The sequence below is a fragment of the Curtobacterium sp. 9128 genome, from assembly GCF_007673775.1.
Classification (GTDB): Bacteria; Actinomycetota; Actinomycetes; order Actinomycetales; family Microbacteriaceae; genus Curtobacterium.
Map to the genome: position 1 here is coordinate 537789 of NZ_VEAF01000001.1, position 24375 is coordinate 562163.

Consider the following 24375-nt stretch of genomic DNA (forward strand, 5'->3'; position numbering starts at 1 on the left):
CCGTGCACAAACGTGCACGGCCGCTGCACGGCACATCCGTGCGGAAAATCGGTTCCCCGGAACGACGAAAGGTGCCGGGCATGTTGCCCGACACCTGTCGTCGTACTTCGGTGGTCAGCCGATCAGAGCAGACCCTTGTCCGAGAGGAAGTCCTTCGCGATCGTGGACGCCTTCTCCTTGTCCTTCGTGCTCTTGGTGTTGAGCTCGATGAGCGCGTCGGTGGTGAGCACCTTGCTGACCTTGTCGATGTCGGCCGCGGCCTTGTCGCTGACCTTGCTCGACACGACCGGCGTGACGTTCTGCGGCAGGATGAGGTTCTTCGGGTCCTTCAGCGACACGAAGTCGTTCGCCTTGATGCTCGGGTCGGCGCTGTAGATGTCCGCGAGCTGGACGGTGCCGTCCTGGAGCGCCTTGACCGTCAGCGCGCCGCCGGAGTCCTCGATCGCCTTGAAGTCGACGTCGACGCCGTACTCCGACTTCAGCCCCTCGGGACCGTACGGACGGGTCTGGAACTCGGAGTTCGCGCCGACCGTGAGCTTCTCGCTGACCTTCGACAGGTCGGACAGGCTCGTGACGTCGTTCTTCTCGGAGAACTCCTTCGTCACGGTGTAGCTGTCCTGGTCCGTGGCCTCGGCGGCGTCGAGGGCTCGGAGGCCCTTCGGCAGCGCCGTCTTCAGCCCGGACGCGATCTCCGACGCGGTCTTCGCCGTCGAGCTCTTGTCGTAGTACTGCAGCAGGTTGCCGCTGTACTCCGGCATGACGTCGATCGCGCCCTTCTGCAGCTGCGGGAGGTAGACCTCACGCTGACCGATGTTGAAGTTGCGCTGGACCTTGAAGCCGTCCTTCTCGAGGACCTGCGCGTAGAGCTCGGCGATGATCTCGTTCGAGTAGTACTGCTGCGAGCCGACGACGATCGTCTTCGAGTCCGACGAGGCGCTGGAGCCGCTGTCCAGCGGGCTGCTCGACGAGCAGCCGGCCAGTGCGGCGACGACGCCCACGGCCAGCGCGGCAGCGATGCCGGCGCGGATCTTGGGTGCTGTGATCACGAGGGGTTTCCTTCCGGGATGGGATTGCGGGCCCGCTTGCGCGACCCCGTGCGTCCCCCCGCGACCCGAGCGGAGACGCCCGCGGGCACCACCGCCCGCTGGAGCAGGGAGAAGACGATCTCGAACGCGATCGCGAGGGCGATCACGAGGACGGAGGCGCCGAGCATCTCGGCGTAGTCCTGGGTCTTGAGCCCCAGGAACACGTAGCCTCCGAGGCCGCCGGCGCCGACGTAGGCAGCCAGGGTGGCGGTGGCGACGACCTGCAGGACGGCGGCGCGGATGCCACCGATCAGCAGGGGCAGCCCGAGCGGGACCTCGACCTTGGTCAGGATCTGCCACCCGGTCATGCCCTGGGCACGGGCCGCGTCGACGGTGACGGGGTCGACGGACTCGATCCCCGAGTACGCACCGGCGAGCACCGACGGGATCGCCAGGATCACGAGCGCCAGGAGCGGCGCCTGCAGGCCCACGCCGAGCAGCAGTCCGAACAGGGTGAGCACGCCGAGGGTCGGCAGGGCGCGGATGCCGCCGGACAGCGCGATCGCGACCCCGCGGGCCCGACCGGTGTGTCCGATGAGCCAGCCGAGCGGCACCGCGATCACCGAGGCGATGAGCACCGCGAGCAGCGAGATCCAGACGTGTTCCCAGAGCCGGGTCGGGATGGCGTTGAAGCCGCCGTAGTTGGCGGGGTCGAAGACCCACGCGAAGGCCTGTCCGATGATCACGAGGTCACCTCCGCCGACTGCAGCACGCGGCGGGTCTGCCGGCGGGACACCGTGTTCCTGCGTGTCCAGGGCATCACGATGCGCCCGAGCAGCACGAGCAGGCCGTCGAGCGCGAACGCCAGGACCAGGACCATCACGATGCCGCTCACGATCTCCTCGGTGATGCCGCGGCCGATGCCGTCGGTGAACAGCGAGCCGAGACTCTGGATGCCGAGCACCGCGCCGACCGTCGTCAGCGAGATCGTGGAGACCGCGACGACCCGGAGCCCGGCGAGCAGCACCGGGCCGGCGAGGGGCAGGTCGACCCGGAAGAACCGCTGCACCGGTGAGTACCCCATCGCCGTGGCTGCCGAGACGGTCGGGCCGTCGATGGACTCGAGCCCGTCGACCGTCGAGCGCACCATCAGGGCCAGGCCGTACAGGGTCAGGCCGATGACGACGTTGACGGGGTCCTGCAGGCCGGTGCCGAGGATGCTCGGCAGGGCGATGAAGAGCGGCAGCGACGGGATCGCGTAGAGCAGCCCGGCCACCGTGACGATGCTGCCGCCGATGCCGCGGGTCACCGGACGGCCACCTGCCCGACGGAGCCGGACGACGAGCCAGCCGATCGGGATCGACAGCAGGAAGCTGATGATGATCGGCGGGATCGCGATCGCGAGGTGCGCGACGACGTCGTCCCCGATCGTGTCGAGGTTCGACAGCACCCAGTTCACCGGGTGCTCCCACCCTGCGCCGGAGCACCCGCTGCGTCGGACGCAGCGGCCTCGGTCGTGGCGGACGGGGCACCGTGCATCCCTGCCGCGGCGTCCACCACCGCCACGGGGCCGGTCAGGACACCGGCGGCGCGACCGTCGCCGTCGACGACGATCGGGCCGGTGGGGGTCTGTTCGACGCGCAGGGCACGACGACCGCGACCGGCGCCGATGAAGTTCGCGACGAAGTCGTCGGCCGGTTCGGAGAGGATCTCCGCCGGGGTGCCGAGCTGGGCGATCTCGCCGCCCTTCTTCAGGATGACCACCTGGTCGCCGAGCTTGAACGCCTCGTCGATGTCGTGCGTGACGAACACGACGGTCTTGCCGAGCTCCCGCTGCAGCCGGATCAGTTCGTCCTGCAGGTCGTTGCGGACCAGCGGGTCGACGGCGCCGAACGGCTCGTCCATCAGCAGGATGTTGGGGTCGACGGCGAGCCCGCGGGCGACACCCACGCGCTGCTGCTGGCCGCCGGACAGTTGCGACGGGTAGCGGTCGGCGAAGGCACGGTCAAGGCCCACGGTGTCCATGAGCTCGAGGGCCCTGGCACGGGCCTCCGACTTGGACACGCCGGTGAGCAGCGGCACCGTGGCGATGTTGTCCGCGACCTTGCGGTGGGGCAGGAGCCCGGAGCTCTGCATCACGTAGCCGATGCTGCGGCGGAGCTGCACGGGGTCACCGTCGGCGACGTCCTTGCCGTCGATGGAGACGGAGCCCGACGAAGGGTCGACCATCCGGTTGATCATGCGGAGCAACGTCGTCTTGCCACAGCCGCTGGACCCGACGAAGACCGTCGTGGTGCGGGAGGGGATGACGAGGTCGAACCGCTCGACGGCGTTGGTGCCGTCCGGGTACGTCTTGCGCACCGAGCGGAACTCGATCATGGGTGCCCTTCTGGTAGGAGGTAGCCCGACTCCGAGTGAGAGTACCCGTCGGCGCCGACAGTGGTGCACCCAGGTGACGATCCGTGACACAGCCGGGCGTGTTCCGGCCATCCGGAGCCGCAACCAGGGCCGATCGACACGACGGCGCCCGCGCTCCTCGTCGAGGTGCGCGGGCGCCGTCGGGTGGGTCCTGCCGCTCAGGAAGCGGCGACCAGCGACTCCATGTACATGCGCGTCATCGTCCGGTACGACTCGATCAGCGCGGTGTCCGGGTGCTCGCGGTCCTGTGTCGCCCGGGCGAGGACCGCGTGGCCGGACTCGGCGAGCACGACCCACGCACGGTCGATCGCCTCGCCGGAGGGCATCCCGAACCGCTCGTGCATGATCGCGTTGACCGCGCCGCCGAGGGCCCCCATGCGGTCCTCGTCGTCACCGACCCCGGTGTCCGCCGCGTCGCCGAACCGGATCGCGCGGAAGCCCGGCTCGGTGCGGTACATCTCGGCGGTCATGTCGATGAGCGCGTCGCAGGCCTCCTGCCAGGTCGTCGCGCCGCTGGAGTCGAGCACCTCGACGAAGCGGGTGGCGAGGCGCTGGGTGCAGCGGATGGCCAGCGCCTCGACGACGGCGATGCGGTCCGGGAAGTACCGGTAGACCGTGCCGATGGACGCCCCCGCCCGCTCGGCGACCATGGCCGTGGTGAGCCGCTCGAAGCCGATCTCGTCGATCACCGCTGCTGCGGCGTCGAGGAGTCCGGCGAGGCGCGCCGAACTGCGGGCTTGGACCGGCTCGTTCCTGAGCAGTGATGATCCCCCCGGCAGTGCGTTCGAAACCTCGGTGACGAGCACGTGTTCTCCTTCTCGCGGCGACCGCGGACTGGTGGTTGACGGGAGGAGTCTCGCAGAGCCCGGCTGGAATACTGCTGCGATTCGCCGGGTGTCGAGTGCGTCGTGTCCCACCGGGACCGCCGCGTGGGATGATGGCACGATGCCCGACCCGAGGTCCCACGAACCGTCGCTGGCCGAGCCGATCCTGCACCGTGCGGCCCGCATCGAGGACGCCGTCCAGGAGTTCCGCGAGCAGCGGGCCCGCCGCCACGGTCTCGTCCCGACGGTCATCCCGTACACCGGGTACGGCGCTCCCGGGTGGATCCGCGTGCTCTGTCGCGTGCTCCTCACCCGGCGCGGGCTCGCCTCGGATGCCTCCTACACCGGCGTCCGCGGCTGGCGGACCTTCACGAGCGTCGCGGTGGACCACGCCGAGGTGACGATCAGTGCCGGCGGGGTGACGCACACGGTGCAGTCCGACCGGGGCGGCGTCGTGGACACGATCGTGCCGATCGACCTCGAACCCGGGTGGCAGACCATCCGCCTGTCGGCCGGCGGACAGCGCGACGCCGAGGCCGACGTGTTCGTCGTGCACCCGGACACCCGCTTCGGCCTGCTGTCGGACATCGACGACACCGTCATGGTGACCTCGCTCCCCCGCCCGATGCTCGCGGCGTGGAACTCGTTCGTCCTCACCGAGCACGCCCGCCGCCCCGTGCCGGGCATGTCGGTGCTCTACGAGCGCGTCCTCGCCCAGCACCCCGGCGCCCCGACCGTCTACCTCTCCACGGGGGCGTGGAACGTGGCGCCGACGCTGCAGCGCTTCCTGACGCGGAACATGTACCCGTCGGGCACGCTCCTGCTGACCGACTGGGGCCCCACGCACGACCGCTTCTTCCGCAGCGGGCAGCTCCACAAGCACGAGAACCTCCGCCGGCTCGCGCGGGACTTCCCGGACGTGAAGTGGCTGCTCGTGGGCGACGACGGTCAGCACGACGAGACCCTGTACGGCGACTTCGCCCGGGAGCACCCGGAGAACGTCGCGGGTGTGGCGATCCGCCAGCTCTCCACGAGCGAGGCCGTGCTCGCCGGTGGCCGGTCGCGGGCACAGGAGCGATCGCGTGAATCCGCGGCGCCGTGGGTCTACGCGCCGGACGGTGCGGGACTGTGGACCGAGCTGGCCCGGGTCGGGATCACGCAGCTCGACTAGTCCCTGCGTGCACTCTCAGTCCGCGGCGCACGGCAGCGGTGTGACCCCTGCCGCGAGTGGTTCGATCGACCCATGACCCAGCGCATCGAAGACCACGCGATCATCGGCGACTGCCACACCGCCGCCCTCGTCGACCGATCCGGGACCATCGACTGGGCGTGCCTGCCGCGCTTCGACAGTCCGTCGACCTTCGCCGCGCTCCTCGGTGACGAGCACGACGGGCACTGGACGCTCCGGCCGACCGACCAGGACGCCACCGCGGTCCGCCGGTACGACGAGGACACCCTCGTGCTGACGACGATCTGGACGACCGCGACCGGCGTCGTCGAGGTGACGGACTTCATGCCCGTCGGCGCGCACCGGGCGAGCATCGTCCGACGCGTCCGCGGTCTGCGTGGCGAGGTGGAGGTGCGCCAGGCCATCCGCATCCGGTTCGACTACGCGCGGGCGCTCCCCTGGGTCCGCCAGGTCGGGGACGACGACGGTCCCGCCCTCGTCGCCACCGCCGGACCCGGGTCGGTCATCGTCACGGGCATCCGGTTCCACGCGGACGACCACCGGCACGTCGCGACGAGGACCGTGCACGACGGCGACGTGCTCGACACCGTCCTCACCTGGTACCCCTCGCACCGCGAGCCGCCGGAGCCGGTCGACGTCGACGACGCCCTCGCATCCACCAGGCGGTGGTGGCGCGACTGGGCCGGGAGCGCCCGCGTCGACGGCCGGTACGCCGACGCCACTCGCCGCTCACTGCTCTTCCTCCGTGCGATGACGCACGCCGAGACCGGCGGGGTCGTCGCCGCGGCCACCACCAGCCTGCCGGAGGACCCGGGCGGGGAACGCAACTGGGACTACCGGTACGTGTGGCTCCGCGACGCGTCGCTGGCGCTCGCCTCGATGATCGCGCACGGCTACCGCGACGAGGCGAAGCACTGGCGGGGGTGGCTGCTCCGCGCGATCGCCGGCGACCCCGCCGACGTGCAGATCATGTACGGCATCGCGGGCGAGCGGGAGCTGCCCGAGTGGGAGCTCGACCACCTGGCCGGGTACGCCGACTCGAAGCCGGTCCGGGTCGGCAACGGCGCGTACACGCAGTACCAGGGCGACGTGTTCGGCGAGGTGCTCGCCGCGCTGCACGACGCCCGCGAGCTCGGGGTCGAGGAGAACGCCGACTCCTGGGCCCTCCAGCGGGCACTCCTCGGCTACGTCGAGGAGCACTGGAAGGAGCCGGACAACGGCATCTGGGAGATGCGCGGACCGCGGCGCGACTTCACGCACTCCCGCGCGATGGTCTGGGCGGCGTTCGACCGCGGTGTCGCCGCGGTCGAGGAATTCGGGCTCGAGGGCCCGGCGGACCGCTGGCGACAGCTGCGTGACGCCGTGCGCGCCGAGATCGACGAGCACGGGTGGAACGCCGAACGCGGCTCGTTCCGCCAGCACTACGACACCGACGAGGTCGACGCCAGCCTGCTGGTGCTCCCCCAGATCGGCTTCTGCCGGGCCGACGACCCCCGCATGCTCGGCACCGTCGCGGCGATCGAGCAGGACCTCCGCGTCGGCGACGACGGCCTCGTCCTGCGGTACCGCACCACGAGCGGCTTCGACGGGCTGAGCGGCAGCGAGCACCCGTTCCTGGCGTGCTCGTTCTGGCTCGTCGAGCAGTACGCGGCGTCCGGCCGGATCGAGGACGCGGAGAAGCTCATGGACGTGCTCGTCGGGTACGCCAACGACGTCGGCATGCTCTCCGAGGAGATCGACGTCGCCACCGGACACCACATCGGCAACACCCCGCAGGCCCTGTCCCACCTGACGCTCGTCTCGGCCGCCGACGCGATCGCCCGTGCCCGCGGCGCCGCCGCCGGTCACCGCACCCGCACGCCGCAGCACGACGGCTCCACGCACTCCTGGACCGGGGAGGGCGGCCGGGCCGGCGTGCCGGCCTGAGTCGTTCGTCGGGTCCCGACCACACGCAGACGGGAGGCCCGGTGCCAGCTGGCACCGGGCCTCCCGTCATGCAGGTGCGTCGGTCAGGACGCGGCGTGCGTCAGGAGGACGACTCCCAGTCCGCCGGCCCGCGCGAACCGGCGCGGTACTCCTCGAGCGGGACCTCGTCGGCCTTCCAGGCCGTGACGACCGGCTCGACGATCTCCCAGCAGCGCTCCGCGACGTCGCCGCGGATGGAGAGCAGCGGGTCGTCGTGGAAGATCCCGTTGAGCACCTCGCCGTAGGGGGTCAGTTCGCCGTCGCTGAAGGACGACGACAGCGTGACCTGGCCCATCTCGAACGGGTTGCCACCGCCGTTGGCCGACACGGTCAGCTCGATCTCGTCCGGGTTCAGCACGATGCGCAGCGTGTCCGCCTTCGGGCGACCGCTGAGGCCGGAGGGCAGGCGCGTCACCGGCTTGAAGGTGATGAGCACCTCCTTCCGGCTCGCACCGAGGGCCTTGCCCGAACGCAGCGTGAAGGGGACGCCCTTCCAGCGAGCGGTGTCGACCTCGACGGAGATCTCGGCGAGCGTCTCCGTCTCGCGCGACTTGTCGACGCCGTCCTCGTCCTGGTAGGACGGCAGCTCCTTGCCGTCGATGGTGCCGGCCGTGTAGACCGCACGACGCGACGCGATCTTCGGGTCGCCGCCCTTGAGTTCGGTCGATCGGAGCGCCCGGGCCAGGGACGAGCGGAACTCGACGGCGTCGATGTCGGCCGGAGCGTCCATCGTGACGATGCCGAGGATCTGCAGCAGATGCGACTGGATCATGTCGACCATCGCACCGGCCTCGTCGTAGTACTGCGCGCGGTTCTCGAGCCCGAGGGTCTCGTCGTAGAAGATGTCGACCTTCTCGATGTTCTCCGCGTTCCAGATGGGCTCGAACAGGCGGTTGGCGAAGCGCAGACCGATGATGTTGAGGACCGTGGTGCGACCAAGGAAGTGGTCGGTGCGGTGCACGCGCTCTTCGGGGACGAGCTTGAGGACCGTCTCGTTGAGGGCCTTGGCGCTGGCGACGTCCGTGCCGAAGGGCTTCTCGAAGGCGAGGGTCGTCCCCTCGGGGAGCTCGACCTGCTGCAGGGCCTCGCAGATGTCCGAGGCGATCTGCGGCGGGAGGGCGAAGTACAGGATCGGCTCGTTGTCCGCCGCGGCGAGGAGCGCCTCGAGGTGCTTCGGGTCGGTCGGGTCGCCCTGGATGAACTGCGTCGACGCGATCGTGGCGTCGACCTCGGGGCCCTGGACGTCCTGCGAGGCGAAGGACTTCGTGACGATGTCCTTCCACTGCTCGGGGGAACGCTCGCTGCGTCCCGTACCGATCAGCTGCACGGGGACGGAGCGTCCGCTCTGCAGGAACGTCCCGAGGCCGGGCAGCAGCAGGCGGGAGGCGAGGTCGCCCGTCGCGCCGAAGATGATGAGGGTGCGCTTGTCGGTCACCGGTGGTGACTCCTTTCGCGAGGTGGAGGGGTCCGCATGGCTCCAAGCCGTACACGGGCCGGTTGATTCCCGGGTGGGCGAACGCCGTTGCGCGCGCTCCCGGAGGTCGTCCGGACGCACGTCGGGCGGCACCGGAAGTGGTGCCGCCCGAAGTGCGTCAGGTGTGGGTCAGTGCCCGAAGTTGCCGCGGTAGTACTCGAAGACCCAGCCGACGAGGGTCACGGCGACGAACGCGAGACCGATCGGCACGATCCACAGTCCGGCTGCGACGCCGAGGAAGACGATCGAGGTGGAGGCCGCCAGGAGGATGGGCCACCACGACCACGGGCTGAAGTGCCCGAGCTCGGCGTCGCCGTCCTCGATGTTGGCGTCCTGACGGTCCTCCGGCAGGTCGCCGCCCTGGGCGGAGAGCACGCGGCCGAGGTAGAACGCGATGAACGCGGCCATGATCCCGACGAGGCCGATGCCGACCGTGCCGACCGGCTCCCACCCGCCGTTGTGGGCGAGTGCGTACCAGGTCGTGTACGCGGCATCCGCGAGGACGAAGAACCCGAAGAGGATCCAGAACAGGTTGACGTTGGCGCGCATGGCCTTACTTCACCTCGCCCTTCGCGGCGTCGTAGGTCGGGGCGTCCGGAGCGTCCTTCGCGGGACCGACACCCACCGGCACGCCGGCTTCCGGGTGGTTCAGGTCGAAGGCCGGGGACTCGGAACGGATCCGCGGGATCGACGTGAAGTTGTGCCGCGGCGGCGGGCAGCTGGTCGCCCACTCGAGCGAACGGCCGTAGCCCCACGGGTCGTTCACGGCCACCTTCGGGGCGTTCCGCGCGGTGACGTAGACGTTGAAGATGAACGGCAGGAACGAGATGCCGAGGATCATCGCGCCGATCGTCGACAGCTGGTTCATCCAGGTGAAGCCGTCGTTCGGCAGGTACGTCGCGTAGCGGCGCGGCATGCCGATGACGCCCAGCCAGTGCTGGATGAGGAACGTCGTGTGGAAGCCGATGAACAGCAGCCAGAAGTGGATCTTGCCGAGGCGCTCGTTGAGCATGCGTCCCGTCCACTTCGGCCACCAGAAGTAGAAGCCGGAGAACATCGCGAACACGACGGTGCCGAACACGACGTAGTGGAAGTGCGCCACGACGAAGTAGGAGTCGGACACGTGGAAGTCGAGCGGCGGGGACGCCAGGATGACACCCGTCAGACCACCGAACGTGAAGGTGATGAGGAAGCCGATCGCCCAGAGGATCGGGGTCTCGAACGTCACCGAGCCGCGCCACATGGTGCCGACCCAGTTGAAGATCTTCACGCCGGTCGGGACCGCGATGAGCATCGTCATGAGCGAGAACCACGGCAGCAGCACCGAACCGGTGACGTACATGTGGTGCGCCCACACCGTGACCGACAGGGCTGCGATCGAGATGGTCGCGTAGACCAGGGTCTTGTAGCCGAAGACGGGCTTGCGGCTGAAGACCGGGAAGACCTCGGTCACGATGCCGAAGAACGGCAGGGCGATGATGTAGACCTCGGGGTGGCCGAAGAACCAGAAGAGGTGCTGCCAGAGCAGGGCCCCGCCGTTGGCCGGGTTGAAGATCTGCGCGTCGAACACGCGGTCGAGCCCGAGGCCGAAGAGCGCGGCGGCCAGCACCGGGAAGGCCATCAGGACCAGCAGCGACGTCACGAGGGTGTTCCACGTGAAGATCGACATGCGGAACATGGTCATGCCGGGGGCACGCATCGTGATGATCGTGGTGATGAAGTTCACCGCGCCGAGGATCGTCGAGAAGCCGGTCAGGCCGAGCCCGAAGACCCAGAGCGTCCCGCCGAGCCCCGGTGTGAACGTGGTGTCACTGAGTGGGGCGTAGGCGAACCAGCCGAACGACGCCGCACCCTGCGGGGTGAGGAAGCCGCCGACGGCGATGAGGCCGCCGAAGAAGTACAGCCAGAAGGCGAAGCCGTTCAGACGCGGGAACGCCACGTCCGGCGCACCGATCTGCAGCGGCATGATCGCGTTCGCGAAGCCCGAGAACAGCGGCGTCGCGAAGAGCAGCAGCATGATCGTGCCGTGCATCGTGAACAGCTGGTTGTACTGCTCCTTCGTGGCCACGAGCTGCAGCCCGGGCTCGAAGAGCTGCGCGCGGATGACGAGCGCCATCACGCCGGCGAGCAGGAAGTACAGGAACGACGTGATCAGGTACATGTACCCGATCGTCTTGTGGTCGGTGGAGGTGATCCACCGGACGATGGTGTTGCCCTTCCGACCGACCTTCGACGCCTGGAAGTCCGGCGTCGCGGTGGTGGTCGGTTGGCCGACGAATGACGTGGTCATCTGGCGAGCCCCTACTACTTGTTGTCGCTGGACGCCGTGACGGGCGCCTTGTTGTCAGGCTGGTTGGTGTTGGTGTTGTACTCGTTGCCGAGCAGGCCCACCTTGCCCTGGTCCTTGAGCGTGTCGAGGTACGCCTGGTACTTCGCCGGCGACACGACCTTGACCTGGAAGAGCATCAGGGAGTGGTACTCGCCGCAGAGCTCGGCGCACTTGCCCTGGTACGTGCCTTCCTTCTCCGGGATGAAGTACTCGTAGTTCGTCTTCCCGGGGAGCATGTCCTTCTTGTAGAGGAAGTCGATGACCCAGAAGGAGTGGTCGACGTCGCGCGAGCTGAGCTCGATCTTGACCTTCTTGCCGACCGGCAGGTACAGCGTCGGCAGCTGCGACTCGTCGATCGAGCCGTTGCCGTTCTCCTCTTCCTGGGCCTGGATGCCCTGGTAGTAGACGCTCTTCGACGGGTCGTTCTGGTCGATGTAGTTGAAGTCCCATGCCCAGCGCTTGCCGTAGACGTGCACCGTGGTGTCCGGCTGCGCGAACGGCTTCTCGATCGCGGCCTGGTCCTTCGCGGTGAAGGCGAAGAAGCCGAGCACCAGGATGAGCGGCACGATCGTGTAGAAGATCTCGAGCGGCATGTTGTAGCGCATCTGCACCGGGAGGCCGGTCTGGCCCTTCCGACGGCGGTAGACGATCGCGGCCCAGATGATCAGGCCCCAGACGATGAGACCGACGGCGAGGAGCACGACCCAGCTGGTGGTCCACAGTCCGACGATGCGGCTGGTGTGGTTCGTGACGTTCTTCGTCTCATCGGTGCCCGGCAGCCACCCGTTGAGCTGCTGCTGCGAGCAACCCGCCAGTGCGATGACCAGACCGACGGCCACCGGGACGGCCGCCCAACGTATACGGCGATTCGAACGCACTGTTACCTCTCGGAATGACGTGAACCCGGAGCACAGTCCGTCGAAGACCGACGTGAGGCGCACCAAGGCGTCTCCTGGCTGGCTCCCAGCTTGGTTGGAACACTCCTAGCTTACTCGCAGCTGGTGACGCCTCGCGCACACGCGACACACCCAGCGACCGGATGTGGACACTCACGGGAGGCGTTTCCCCTGGTCACCGCGGACTGGCCGCACGACGAACGCGAGCGGGGAGCGACCGTGTCGGTCGTTCCCCGCTCGCGTTCGTCGAGCCCGTGCGGTTCAGTGGAAGCTGTCGCCGCACGCGCAGCTGCCCTGCGCGTTGGGGTTGTCGATGGTGAAGCCCTGCTTCTGGATGGTGTCCTCGAAGTCGATCGTCGCGCCGTCGAGGTACGGGACGCTCATCTTGTCGACGACGACCTCGACCCCGTCGAACTCGGCGGTGGCGTCGCCGTCGAGGAGACGCTCGTCGAAGTACAGCTGGTAGATCAGACCCGAGCAGCCGCCCGGCTGGACGGCGAGACGCAGGCGGAGGTCGTCACGGCCTTCCTGCTCGAGGAGGCTCGCCACCTTCCCCGCTGCGGCGTCGCTGAGCAGGACCCCGTGCGACGCGGGTGCCGTCGCCGGCGTTGTCTCACTGGTGATGGTGTCGCTCATGCGCCCCTCCTTCTGCGGCGGTGCGGATCACCGCGCCGGATCGATTGTAAGCACGCCCACCGACGGGCCGCAGCCGTTGTGGAGAACGTGCACCGGGCCTCCAGGTCGTCAGCGGGTCGCGAGGCGGGCCAGCAGGATCGTCTCGGAGGCGATCGCCCGGTGCAGCACCCCGAGGTGCTGCGACTCGTTCGGGCTGTGCGCCCGCGTGTCGGGGTCCTCGACCCCGGTCACCAGGATCTGCGCGTCCGGGAACTCCGCGGCCAGGTCGGACACGAACGGGATGGACCCGCCGATGCCCTGCTCCACCGGTTCGGCACCCCAGCCCTCGGTCATGGCGGTGCGGGCCTCGGCGACGGCCCAGCCGCTCGTGTCGACGAGGAAGCCGTCGCCGGCGTCGGGCTCGGTGATCTCGACGCGGGCGCCGAACGGCGTGTGCGCGTGGATGTGGCGCTCCACCGCGGCGTACGCGTCGCGGGCCGACTGCCCCGGTGCCACGCGCACCGACACCCGCGCGGAGACGGTCGGCAGCAGCGTGTTCGAGGCGTTCGCGACGCTCGGGACGTCCATGCCCGTGACGGTGATCGACGGCTGGAACCACATGCGCGCGAGGACGTCACCGGTCCCGATCGGCGTCGCGCCCGCGACCAGGGCGGCGTCAGCGGCGAGCTCGGACTCGCTCCTGGCCGGGACCGGGGCGTCGTACGCGGTGAGCCCCTCGACCGCGACGGACCCGGCATCGTCGTGCAGCGATGCGAGGAGTCGCACCATCGGCAGCATCGCGTCGGGTGCCGCTCCCCCGAACATGCCGCTGTGGCTGGCGTGCTCGAGGGTCGTCAGCGTGAGCTTGAAGGTGACGTTCCCGCGGAGGGACACGGTGATCGCCGGGACCTCGGTCGACCAGTTGTCGCTGTCGGCGACCACGATGACGTCGGCGGCGAGGTGCTCCTTCTGCTCGCGGAGGAACGTGCGGAACGAACGGGAGCCGAACTCCTCCTCGCCCTCGACGAAGAGCACGATGCCGAGGTCGAGGTCGTCGCCGAACCGGGCGTGCAGGGCGCGGAGCGCGGCGACGTGGGTCATCACGCCGGCCTTGTCGTCCGACGCGCCGCGGCCGTAGAGGCGGTCGCCGCGGAGGGTCGGCTCGAACGGCGGCGTCTCCCACAGCGCGTCGTCGCCCTGCGGCTGGACGTCGTGGTGCGCGTAGAGCATCACGGTCGGCGTGCCGTTCCGGGCCGGTCGCACGGCGAGGACCGCCGGCTGGCCGAGCTCCACGCCGTCGTGCTCGGTGCCGGCGGCGGCGGAGGCTCCGTCGGGGGTGTCGCCGTCCACGGCACTGCGGACGATGCGGACCTCGTCGAACACACCGGTGCTCCGTGCCAGGTCCGCGACTGCCTCGGCGTTGCGGCGCACGTGGGCGGGGTCGAACGCCGACCACGACACCGACGGGATCCGCACGAGCGCCGACAGGTCCGCGATCGTGGTCGGCAGGTCGCCCTGCACCTGTTCGCGGAGGGCGTCGAGCAGGTCGGGGTCGGTCGCGGCGGCGGGCTGTGCGGTGTCGGTCATGCCCGGTAATCTAGAGGACAACCGGCGCGGGGGCCCTCCCCGGCGCACCGCTCTCCGACAGCAGGAATCACCGTGGCCAAGGCAGCACCCAAGACCGACACGACAGTCAACCCCTCGGAAGAGGAACTGCTCGAGCACGGCAAGGGCCGTCCGACGCCGTCCCGCCGCGAGCGTGAGGCCGCGAACCGTCGTCCCCTGGTCGGCAACACCCCGGTCGACAAGAAGGCGGCTCGGGCGCGGCTCACCAGCGAGCGGGAGCGTGCTCGGATCGGCATGGCCAACGGCGAGGAGCGCTACCTCCCGGCGAAGGACCGCGGCGACCAGCGTCGGTTCGTCCGTGACTACATCGACGCCAGGTGGAACGTGGGCGAGGTCATGATGCCCGTGCTCGTGGTCTTCCTGATCGTCGGGTTCGTCGGGTCGCAGACGGCGGCGGCCTCGTACGCGCTGTTGCTCGTGTGGGCGTTCGTCGGGCTGTTCATCCTCGACTGCCTCGTGCTCTGGTTCGTGCTCCGCAAGAAGCTCACCGCCAAGTTCGGCGAGTTCCAGCGCGGGACCTTCCTCTACATCCTGACGCGGGCGTGGCAGCTGCGCTTCCTGCGTCTGCCGAAGCCGCAGGTGAAGCGTGGGCAGTACCCCGCCTGACCCCTTCGCGCGTCACTGCAGCGCCGTCGGCTCCGGCCGGCGGCGCTGTGTCGTTCCCGGGGCGCTGTGTCGTTCTCGGGCGGTGTCAGTGCGGGGTCGTGTACGCGGGCGGTGCTGCGTCGAGTGGTCACGACACACCGCCCGTTGACCGTCGATCGGCCACGAATCGTCGTCAGCGGCACGCCCGACCGACCAGACGTGACCACTCGAGGAACATGAGCGGGGTGTCGTGACCACTCGGCTACCCCGGGGGCCGGACGCCGGACGCCCGAGACCGTCCCGTCCCTAACGTCCGTCCCGTTCCGTTCCGTCCCGTCCCGTCGCGTGCCCGAGGTTCCACAACTCGCCGCTCACGTTCATCGCGGTCGCACGACTCGCCCGTGCTGGCCGCGCGGGTTCCGCAATTGCGGAACCTCCACGGCGAGGGTGCGGCGCCGAGCGCCACCGGACTGGAGGCGCGGTGCCAGCGGGAGCAGCGCCTCCAGTCCGGGGCCGGTTCCGGGGTTCCACGACTCGCCGTGCGTGGGTCGGCACGGTTCCACGACTCGCGCGCAGAGTCCGCCGAGGTGCCGGAATTGCGGAACCTCGACGGGCCGCACAACCGGGCCGCACAACCGGGCCGCAGAGCCGGGCCGCAGAGCCGGGCCGGAGCCCCGGGCCGACGGGCGGGCCACCGCCCGGCGGACGCGTCAGCGGGCCGCGCGCGCCTCGCGCCGCAACCGCCGCCGACGCAGCCGGTTGATCCGCGTCGCCCAGGTCGGCCCCTCGTAGAGGAACGCGGTGTAGCCCTGCACGAGCGTCGCACCCGCCTCGATGCGGGCCTGCACGTCGGCCTCGGTGGTCACTCCCCCGACCGCGATCACGCAGAACGACGACGGCACCGCGGCGCGCACACGCCGGAGGACGTCGAGCGACCGTGCGGCGAGCGGGGCGCCGGAGAGCCCACCGGCACCCATCGCCTCGACCTCCGGAGCGGGAGTCGTGAGTCCGGAGCGCTCGATCGTCGTGTTGTTCGCGATGATGCCAGCGAGCCCGATGTCGACCGCGAGTCCCGCGATCGCGTCGATCTGCTCGTCCGTCAGGTCCGGCGCGATCTTGACGAGCACCGGCACGCGGCCGGCGGCGTCGTGGACCGCGGAGAGCAGCGGGCGGAGCTGGTCGAGTTCCTGCAGCCCTCGGAGTCCCGGGGTGTTCGGCGAACTGACGTTCACCGCGAGGTAGTCCGCGAACGGCGCGAGCAGCCGCGTGGACTCCAGGTAGTCGTCCGTGGCGTCCGCGACGTCGACCACGCGGCTCTTGCCGATGTTCACGCCGATGACCGGGCGTCCGGGGTTCCGGCGGGCACGCTCGAGACGCCGGGCAGCCGCGGCCGCACCGTGGTTGTTGAAGCCCATCCGGTTGATCAGCGCCCGGTCGGGGATCAACCGGAAGAGCCGGGGCCGGTCGTTGCCGGGCTGGGCCTTCGCGGTGATCGTGCCCACCTCGACGTGCCCGAACCCGAGGAGGCCCAGGCCGCCGATCGCCCGCGCGTCCTTGTCGAACCCGGCGGCGAGCCCGAAGCGGGACGGGAAGTGGATGCCCATCGTGGTGACGCCGTCCTGCGCGGGCGGGCGGGAGTACCGCTCGACGAGCCCGGAGAGGACGGGGATGCTCGGCAGCGCCCGGATCACGCCGAACGCCAGGTGGTGCGCCCGCTCGGGGTCCATGTTCGCGAAGACCCCGCGGAACACCACTCCGTACCCGGCGTGGACGATGCGCTCCGCGATGCCGCTCACGCGCCCGACCCCGCGGCCGGCTGCTCGGAGCCGTGGTGGTCGATGCGCAGCTGTCCGATCGCGGACTCGAAGTCCTCGAGCGAGTCGAACGCCTGGTAGACGCTGGCGTACCGGAGGTAGGCGACCTCGTCGAGCTCGCGGAGCGGGTCCAGGATCGCGAGGCCGATGTCGTTCGCCTCGATCTGGCTCGCTCCGGAGGACCGGACGATCTCCTCGACGCGCTGCGCGAGGACCGCCAGGTCGGAGTCCGTGACCGGGCGACCCTGGCACGCCTTCCGCACGCCGGAGATGATCTTCTCGCGGCTGAAGGGTTCGAGCACGCCGTTCCGCTTGACGACGTTGAGCGAGGCGGTCTCCGTCGTCGAGAACCGACGCCCGCAGTTCGGGCACTGACGGCGGCGACGGATCGAGGTGCCGTCGTCGCTCGTGCGGGAGTCGACGACGCGGGAGTCCGGGTGGCGGCAGAAAGGGCAGAACATGTCCCGCCCAGGCTATCGGTTCGTCGGGCGCGCTACGGGCGCTCGGACCCGCCGGTGTGGACAACGGGGCCGGTCCGGACCGTCACCGCGGCACCGTGCGCGGGGAGCTGCTCCTCGGTTGCGAGCGCCACGATGTGCGGTGCCACCTCGGCCAGCGCGTCGGCGGTGTACCGGATCACCTGCTGCGGGCGCAGGAACGTCGACGCGGACAGCCCGGAGCCGAAGCGCGCCTGCCCGCCGGTCGGCAGCACGTGGTTCGAACCGGCGAGGTAGTCCCCGAGGCTGACCGGCGTACTCCGCCCGACGAACACGGCACCGGCGGCGTCGATGTCCGCGAGGACCGCATCGTCGTCCGCCGTCTGGATCTCGAGGTGCTCCGGCCCGTAGGCGTTGCTCACGGTCGCCGCATCGGCGAGGGAGTCCACCAGCACGACGGCGGACTGCGGCCCGTCGAGTGCGGTCTGGAGGCGCACCGCCGTCCCGAGTCCGACCGTCTGCGCGGGGATGGCCGCCTCCACCGCATCGGCGAACGCCGCCGACGTCGTCACGAGCACACTGCCCGCCTGTTCGTCGTGCTCGGCCTGGCTGACGAGGTCGGCCGCCACGTGCGCGGGGTCGGCCGTGTCGTCGGCGATCACGAGGATCTCGGTCGCGCCGGCCTCGGCGTCGATGCCGACGGTCCCGCGGACCAGGCGCTTGGCGGCGGCGACGTAGTTGTTGCCGGGACCGGTGACGAGGTCGACGGGCTCGAGGCCGATCTCCGGGACGCCGTACGCCAGCGCGGCGATCGCACCCGCGCCACCCATCGCGTAGACCTCGTCGATCCCGAGCAGCCCCGCCGCCGCGAGGATCGTCGGGTGCACCGCTCCCCCGTGGTCGCGCTGCGGCGGCGACACCAGGGCGATCGACCCGACGCCGGCGACCTGCGCGGGGACGACGTTCATGACGACGCTCGACGGGTACACGGCCTTCCCGCCGGGCACGTAGAGCCCGACGCGGCGCATCGGCTGCCAGCGCTGGTGGACCTCGGCGCCGGGGGCGAGCGTCGTGACGGACGCGGCGGGGACCTGGGCCGCGCTCGCCGCCCGGACACGGCGGATCGCCTCGTCGAGCGCCGACCGGAGCTCCGGGGTCAGACCGGCGACGGCCGCGGCGATCTCGGCCGCCGGGACGCGGACGTGCTCGGGCGCGCCCCCGTCGAACCGGTCCGCCTGCTCGCGGAGCGCCGACGCCCCACGGTCACGCACGTCGTCGACGAGCACGCGCGCAGCGTCGACCGCATGACCGACGTCACCGGCGGCACGCGGCATGAGACGGAGGAGGTCGGCGCGGGCGGGCAGGCCACCGCGGAGGTCGATTCGCTGCATCATGAGGGGTCCAGCGTACCGGCGCTCCGGGCGGAGCCAGCCCGCCTACACCAGGCAGCGCGGACCGAGCAGGCTCTTCAGCTCGCCGAACAGGTCCGGGGTGAGGTTGACCGGGAAGGGCAGCTCGAACGTCCGTGCCACGTCGTCCTTGAGCAGCCGCAGTCGCACCTCGGTCTCGCCCGTGTGCCGACCGAGGACGGCGGCGAGCTCGGTGACGATCTCGGTCGTCGCCTGTCGCTCCGGCACGCTCAGCGTCAGCGGGCCCGAGCCCATCACGTCGCCGAGGTTCGGCTGGAACATGCTCACGGCGTGCAGGGCCTTGCCGTCGTCACGGACGTTCACCCGCCCTCGGAGCACCACGATCGAGTCGGCCACCAGCGACGGCCCGAACTCCTGGTACGTCTTGCCGAGGAACATCACGCCGATCTCACCGCCGAAGTCCTCGATCTGGACGATGCCGTACGGGTTGCCGCTCGTCTTCGCCACGCGGTGCTGGACGCTCGTCAGCAGGCCGGCGACCGTGACTGTCTCGCCCTCGACGGAGTCGTCCATGCCGATGAGGTCCGCGATGGTCACCGACTGGTGCTTCGCCAACTCGATCTCGAGCCCGGCGAGCGGGTGGTCGGACACGTAGAGCCCGAGCATGTCGCGCTCGAACGCCAGCTTGTCGCGCTTGGACCACTCCGGCCGGTCTGGCACCTGCGAGACGGCCGCCATCGCGGGCTGCTCCTCGGCGACCTCGGCGAACAGCGAGTCGAAGTCGAAGCCGACGTTGCCGTGGACCTCGTCGCGCTTGACCTTGACCGCGGCCTCGACGGCGCTCTCGTGGATCTCGACGAGTGCGCGCCGGGTGTCCCCGAACTCGTCGAACGCCCCGGCCTTGATGAGCGACTCGACGGTGCGCTTGTTCGCCGACGAGATCGGGATCTTCCGGAGGAAGTCGTGGAAGGAGTCGAAGGGGCCCTTCTCAGTGCGCGCCGCGACGATGTCGTCCACGACGTTGAACCCGACGTTGCGGATCGCGCCCATGCCGAAGCGGATGTCGTCCCCGACGGCGGCGAAGAACCCGATCGACTCGTTGACGTCCGGCGGCATGACCTTGATGCCCATCCGGCGGCACTCGTTGAGGTACAGGGCGAGCTTGTCGCGTGCGTCGCCGACACTCGTCAGCAGGGCCGCCATGTACTCGGCCGGGTAGTGCGCCTTGAGGTACGCGGTCCAGAACGACACGACGCCGTACGCGGCGGAGTGCGCCTTGTTGAACGCGTAGTCCGAGAACGGCAGCAGGATGTCCCAGAGCGTCTTGATCGCAGCGGCGGAGTAGCCGTTGTCCTGCATGCCCTTCTCGAAGCCGGCGTACTGCTTGTCCAGCTCGGACTTCTTCTTCTTGCCCATCGCTCGGCGGAGGATGTCCGCCTGGCCGAGGGAGAACCCGGCGACCTTCTGCGCGATGGCCATGACCTGCTCCTGGTAGATGATCAGGCCGTAGGTCGTGCCGATGATGTCCTGGAGCGGTTCGGCGAGCTCCGGGTGGATCGGCGTGATCGCCTGCTCGCCGTTCTTCCGGAGCGCGTAGTTGGTGTGCGAGTTCGCGCCCATGGGTCCAGGACGGTACAGGGCGATGAGCGCGGAGATGTCCTCGAAGTTGTCCGGCTTCATCAGGCGCAGCAGCCCGCGCATCGGACCACCGTCGAGCTGGAACACGCCGAGGGTGTCACCGCGCTGCAGCAGCGCGTAGGCCTCCGGGTCCTCGAGGCCCATCGTCTCGAGGTCGAGGTCGATCCCCCGGTTCGTCTTGATGTTGGCCAGGGCGTCGCTGATGATCGTGAGGTTCCGGAGCCCCAGGAAGTCCATCTTGATCAGACCGAGCGACTCCGACGCCGGGTAGTCGAACTGCGTGACGATCTGGCCGTCCTGCTCCCGCTTCATGATCGGGATGATGTCGATCAGCGGGTCGCTCGACATGATGACGCCGGCCGCGTGCACGCCCCACTGGCGCTTCAGCCCCTCGAGTCCGAGCGCGGTGTCGAACACCGTCTTGGCCTCGGGGTCGGTCTCGACGACCGTGCGGACGTCCACGGCTTCCTTGAAGCGCGGGTGGTTCTTGTCGAAGATCCCGGTGAGCGGGATGTCCTTGCCCATCACGGGTGGCGGCATCGCCTTGGTGAGCTTCTCGCCCATGCCGAACGGGAAGCCGAGCACGCGCGAGGAGTCCTTCAGCGCCTGCTTCGCCTTGATCGTGCCGTAGGTGACGATCTGCGCCACACGCTCGGAGCCGTACTTCTCGGTGACGTACTTGATCGCCTCACCGCGGCGCCGGTCGTCGAAGTCGACGTCGAAGTCGGGCATCGAGACGCGGTCCGGGTTGAGGAAGCGCTCGAAGATCAGGCCGTGCCGGATCGGGTCGAGGTCGGTGATGCGCATCGCGTACGCCACCATCGAGCCGGCGCCGGAACCGCGCCCCGGTCCGACGCGGATGCCGTTGTTCTTCGACCAGTTGATGAAGTCCGCGACCACGAGGAAGTACCCGGGGAAGCCCATCTGGTTGATGATCCCGACCTCGTAGTCGGCGCGCTCCTGGACCTCGGGCGTGACGCCGTCCGGGTAGCGGTACGCCAGGCCCTTCGCGACCTCCTTCTCGAACCAGGAGTGCTCGGTCTCCCCCTCGGGCACGGGGAACTTCGGCATGTAGTTCGCCGCGGTGTCGAACTCGACGTTGCATCGCTCGGCGATGAGCAGCGTGTTGTCGCAGGCTTCGAGGGTGTCCCGGAAGACGTGGCGCATCTGCTGCGGGGTCTTCAGGTAGAACTCGTCGGCGTCGAACTTGAAGCGGTTCGGGTCGTTGAGCGTCGAGCCGGACTGCACGCAGAGCAGTGCGGCGTGCGACTTGGCGTCGTGGGCGTGGGTGTAGTGCAGGTCGTTCGTGCCGACCAGGGGCAGGCCGAGGTCCTTCGCGATCTTGATGACGTCGCTCATCACCCGACGCTCGATCTCGAGCCCGTGGTCCATGATCTCGGCGAAGTAGTTCTCCTTGCCGAAGATGTCGCGGTAGTCCGCCGCGGCCTTGATCGCCTCGTCGTACTGCCCGAGGCGCAGGCGGGTCTGGATCTCCCCCGACGGGCAGCCCGTCGTGGCGATGATGCCCTCGTGGTGTTCCTGCAGGAGTTCGATGTCCATGCGGGGCTTGAAGTAGTAGCCCTCGATCGAGGCCTTCGACGACAGCCGGAACAGGTTGTGCATGCCCGTCGTGTTCTCGGCGAACATCGTCATGTGCGTGTACGAGCCGGAACCGGAGACGTCGTCCCCGCCGCCGTCGCCCCAGCGCACACGGGTCTTGTCGGTGCGGTGCGTCCGCGGCGTGATGTAGGCCTCTGTCCCGATGATGGGCTTCACCCCACCGGCCTTGGCGGCCTTCCAGAACTCGAACGCGCCGAACATGTTGCCGTGGTCGGTGACCGCCACGGCGGGCATGCCCTGCGCCGCGGTCTCCGCGACGAGGTCGTTCAGTCGCGCGGCACCGTCGAGCATCGAGTACTCGCTGTGCACGTGCAGGTGGACGAAGGAGTCGGAATCCGACACGGAACCTCCGGTTCATGACGCTGCGGCAGGGTGGGAACAGCCTAACCGCGACCGGGGACACCGCGGGCCCCGACGGCACCGGATCCTGCCTCGACCTCAGCGCACGAGCGGCAACCAGATGTCGTCGACGATCTCGAGGATGCGCGCGTCGGGCACCCGCTTCAGCGTCATCACGAGGTCGTGCCGCATCAGGTCCGACGGCAGGGTGACGAGTCCTTCCGGCCAGTCGTGCGCCGGCACCTCCCCGCGCGCGGCCGCTCGTTCGAGGAACTCCCGCCCGAGCGGGGTCCCGCCGCCGAGCAGTCGCTCGCGGAGGTCGGCGGGTGACAGCCCCGTGTCCGCGTTGATGTTCGACATGTACAGGCTGATCAACGTGATGAAGTCCGAGCGGGCGGCGTTGAAGTCGCGCAGTGCCGTGAGCACGTCGCCACGGAGGCTGCCGGTGTCGGCGACCGGCCGTCGTTCGAAGAGGCCGGCGTGCTGCAGGGCAGCGAGGACCAGGTCCACCTTCGTCGGCCACCGGCGGTACAGCACCGGCTTCGACGTCTCGGCGCGGGCGGCGACGCCCTCGTAGGTCAGGGCGGCGTAGCCGACGTGCTCGAGCTCGTCCCACGCCGCGTCGAGCAGCGCCGCCTCGAGCTCGGCACCCCGTCGTCGCGTCTTTGCAAGATCCACTTGCGTATCTTACTGCGCCGCAGTAGTTTGGCGCCAACAAGAAACGGGAGCGTATCTTCATGGACAAGAACCTCAGCAGGTTGGCCATCGCCCTGGTCGTCGGCGCGATGGCACCGCTGTTCGACTCGACGATCGTCAGCGTCGCGCTGCACACCCTGAGTCGGGACCTGCACGCCAGCGTCGAGACCATCCAGTGGGTCAGCACGGGCTACCTCCTCGCCATGGGCGTCACGGTGCCCCTGGTCGGGTGGCTGCAGAACCGCGTCGGCGGTCGGCGCCTCTGGATGGCCGCACTCGTCGTGTTCCTCGTCGGCAGCGTGCTGTGCTCGCTCGCATGGGACGCGCCGAGCCTCATCGCCTTCCGCGTCGTGCAGGGGGTCGGCGCCGGCGCGATGATGCCGTTGCTGACGACGCTGCTGATGCAGGCCGCCGGCGGGCGCGACGTCGGCAAGCTCATGGCCGTGGCATCACTGCCGACCGCGCTCGGCCCGATCCTCGGCCCGGTGATCGGCGGCCTGATCCTCGGCGCCGGGAGCTGGCCGTGGCTGTTCTGGGTGAACGTGCCGTTCGCGGTCGTCGGACTCGTCCTCGCATGGCGGTTCATGCCCGCTGACGGTCCGGTCGGGACCGCACGGCTCGACCTCGTCGGACTCCTGCTGCTCTCCCCCGCCGTCGTCGGCGTGCTGTACGGCCTGAGCAACGCCAGCCGCACGGACGGCTTCGCCCGACCGGACGTCTGGGCGCCGCTGGCCGTGGGCCTCGCCCTCCTCGTCGCGTTCACCCTCTGGGCGACACGGCGTCGCGAGACCGCGCTGGTCGACCTCGTCCTGCTCCGACACCGCCCCCTCGCGGCCGCCGCGACGCTGATGTTCCTCATGGGCGCCGCGCTCTACGGCGGGATGCTCCTGCTGCCGCTGTCGTTCCAGGAGCTCCGCGGCACCGACGCCCTCGGTGCCGGGCTGCTGCTCATCCCCCAGGGCGTCGGCTCCCTGCTCAGCCGGTCGCTGGCCGGACGACTCACGGACCGCATCGGTGCGCGATGGGTCGCGATCGTCGGCTTCGCCGTGGTGCTCCTCGCGACGATCCCCTTCGCCTTCGCGGACGGGTCGACGAACGCGTGGTGGATCGGACTCGTCCTGGTGATCCGCGGGCTCGGGCTGGGCGCCGTGATGATCCCGGTGATGGCGGTCGGGTTCGTCGGCCTGGAGCGCACCGAGATGCCGCACGCGAGCACCATCACGCGGCTCGCGCAGCAACTCGGTGGCGCGTTCGGGACCGCGGTGCTCGCGGTCGTCCTGGCCGGTGCCGCAGCGGGTGCCGACCCGGTCGCCGCGTTCCAGCAGGCGTTCTGGTGGGCGATCGGCATCACGGTGGTCGCCACCGGCACCGCGGTCCTCCTGCCGGGACGCCAGCGCACGACGCCCGGCAGCCAGCCCACCACGCCCGGCGGCCAGCCCACCACGCCCGGCAGCCAGCCCACCACGCCCGGCAGCCAGCCCACCACGCCCGGCAGCCAGCCCACCACGCCCGGCA

20 protein-coding genes are annotated in these 24375 nt (G+C 69.8%); 4 read left to right on the forward strand and 16 right to left on the reverse strand.

Annotated features, from left to right (window positions below; all coding sequences use genetic code 11):
• Positions 1–122: 122 nt before the first annotated feature.
• From FS641_RS02530 to FS641_RS02550, 5 genes are all read right to left on the reverse strand, one after another.
• Positions 123–1046, reverse strand: a complete 924-nt coding sequence (locus FS641_RS02530; RefSeq protein WP_144759373.1) for an ABC transporter substrate-binding protein — start codon at positions 1044–1046, stop codon at positions 123–125.
• Positions 1043–1771, reverse strand: a complete 729-nt coding sequence (locus FS641_RS02535; RefSeq protein WP_144759376.1) for an ABC transporter permease — start codon at positions 1769–1771, stop codon at positions 1043–1045. Before FS641_RS02535 ends, FS641_RS02530 begins: the two co-directional genes overlap by 4 nt.
• The gene (locus FS641_RS02540; protein ID WP_144759379.1) at positions 1768–2484 is read right to left on the reverse strand and encodes an ABC transporter permease; all 717 of its coding nucleotides are present in this window, start codon (positions 2482–2484) and stop codon (positions 1768–1770) included. Before FS641_RS02540 ends, FS641_RS02535 begins: the two co-directional genes overlap by 4 nt.
• Positions 2481–3404 (reverse strand): ABC transporter ATP-binding protein, encoded by a 924-nt coding sequence (locus FS641_RS02545; protein ID WP_144759382.1) that lies wholly within the window; start codon positions 3402–3404, stop codon positions 2481–2483. The genes FS641_RS02540 and FS641_RS02545 overlap by 4 nt, the downstream gene beginning before the upstream one ends.
• Positions 3405–3601: 197 nt before the next feature.
• Complete coding sequence (locus FS641_RS02550) at positions 3602–4249, reverse strand: TetR/AcrR family transcriptional regulator (RefSeq protein ID WP_260855614.1); 648 nt, start codon at positions 4247–4249, stop codon at positions 3602–3604.
• Between the two features lie 139 nt (positions 4250–4388).
• On the opposite strand from FS641_RS02550, the gene FS641_RS02555 reads away from it, so the two are divergent.
• Together FS641_RS02555 and FS641_RS02560 are read left to right on the forward strand one after the other, a co-directional pair.
• Complete coding sequence (locus FS641_RS02555; protein WP_144759389.1) at positions 4389–5438, forward strand: App1 family protein; 1050 nt, start codon at positions 4389–4391, stop codon at positions 5436–5438.
• A gap of 3 nt (positions 5439–5441) precedes the next feature.
• Positions 5442–7382, forward strand: coding sequence for a glycoside hydrolase family 15 protein (locus tag FS641_RS02560; protein WP_260855663.1), 1941 nt, complete (start codon positions 5442–5444; stop codon positions 7380–7382).
• Positions 7383–7482: 100 nt separating this feature from the next.
• Here FS641_RS02560 and FS641_RS02565 read toward each other — a convergent pair whose 3' ends face one another.
• From FS641_RS02565 to FS641_RS02590, 6 genes are all read right to left on the reverse strand, one after another.
• On the reverse strand, positions 7483–8856 hold the full coding sequence (locus FS641_RS02565; protein ID WP_144759395.1) for a glucose-6-phosphate dehydrogenase: 1374 nt from the start codon (positions 8854–8856) through the stop codon (positions 7483–7485).
• A 168-nt stretch (positions 8857–9024) separates the two neighbouring features.
• Complete coding sequence (locus FS641_RS02570) at positions 9025–9444, reverse strand: cytochrome c oxidase subunit 4 (RefSeq protein WP_144759398.1); 420 nt, start codon at positions 9442–9444, stop codon at positions 9025–9027.
• A gap of 4 nt (positions 9445–9448) precedes the next feature.
• The gene (gene ctaD / locus FS641_RS02575) at positions 9449–11185 is read right to left on the reverse strand and encodes a cytochrome c oxidase subunit I (RefSeq protein ID WP_186317540.1); all 1737 of its coding nucleotides are present in this window, start codon (positions 11183–11185) and stop codon (positions 9449–9451) included.
• 14 nt (positions 11186–11199) lie between these two features.
• A complete protein-coding gene (coxB, locus tag FS641_RS02580) occupies positions 11200–12102 on the reverse strand; it encodes a cytochrome c oxidase subunit II (protein ID WP_144759402.1) in 903 nt (300 codons plus the stop codon).
• A 279-nt stretch (positions 12103–12381) separates the two neighbouring features.
• Positions 12382–12756: an iron-sulfur cluster assembly accessory protein gene (locus FS641_RS02585; RefSeq protein WP_144759405.1), complete on the reverse strand. Its 375-nt coding sequence runs from the start codon at positions 12754–12756 to the stop codon at positions 12382–12384.
• Between the two features lie 108 nt (positions 12757–12864).
• On the reverse strand, positions 12865–14322 hold the full coding sequence (locus tag FS641_RS02590; protein ID WP_144759408.1) for a dipeptidase: 1458 nt from the start codon (positions 14320–14322) through the stop codon (positions 12865–12867).
• 72 nt (positions 14323–14394) lie between these two features.
• Between FS641_RS02590 and FS641_RS02595 the strand changes: the two genes are divergently transcribed.
• Entirely contained in the window at positions 14395–14967 is a 573-nt protein-coding gene (locus tag FS641_RS02595; protein WP_144759410.1) for a DUF3043 domain-containing protein, read from the forward strand.
• Positions 14968–15656: 689 nt separating this feature from the next.
• Here the strand turns inward: FS641_RS02595 and FS641_RS02600 are convergent.
• The 5 genes from FS641_RS02600 to FS641_RS02620 form a co-directional block, all read right to left on the reverse strand.
• Positions 15657–16742 carry a quinone-dependent dihydroorotate dehydrogenase gene (locus FS641_RS02600; protein WP_144759413.1) on the reverse strand — a complete coding sequence of 362 codons (1086 nt, stop codon included), beginning with the start codon at positions 16740–16742 and terminating at the stop codon, positions 15657–15659.
• A complete protein-coding gene (gene nrdR, locus FS641_RS02605; RefSeq protein ID WP_144759416.1) occupies positions 16739–17221 on the reverse strand; it encodes a transcriptional regulator NrdR in 483 nt (160 codons plus the stop codon). Before nrdR ends, FS641_RS02600 begins: the two co-directional genes overlap by 4 nt.
• A 32-nt stretch (positions 17222–17253) precedes the next feature.
• A complete protein-coding gene (gene hisD, locus FS641_RS02610) occupies positions 17254–18591 on the reverse strand; it encodes a histidinol dehydrogenase (protein ID WP_144759419.1) in 1338 nt (445 codons plus the stop codon).
• A gap of 42 nt (positions 18592–18633) precedes the next feature.
• Positions 18634–22116, reverse strand: coding sequence for a DNA polymerase III subunit alpha (gene dnaE, locus FS641_RS02615; RefSeq protein ID WP_395878865.1), 3483 nt, complete (start codon positions 22114–22116; stop codon positions 18634–18636).
• A gap of 147 nt (positions 22117–22263) precedes the next feature.
• Positions 22264–22842 carry a TetR/AcrR family transcriptional regulator gene (locus tag FS641_RS02620; protein WP_144759425.1) on the reverse strand — a complete coding sequence of 193 codons (579 nt, stop codon included), beginning with the start codon at positions 22840–22842 and terminating at the stop codon, positions 22264–22266.
• Positions 22843–22901: 59 nt separating this feature from the next.
• On the opposite strand from FS641_RS02620, the gene FS641_RS02625 reads away from it, so the two are divergent.
• A partial coding sequence (locus FS641_RS02625; RefSeq protein WP_144759880.1) for an MDR family MFS transporter occupies positions 22902–24375 on the forward strand: 1474 nt, incomplete at its 3' end.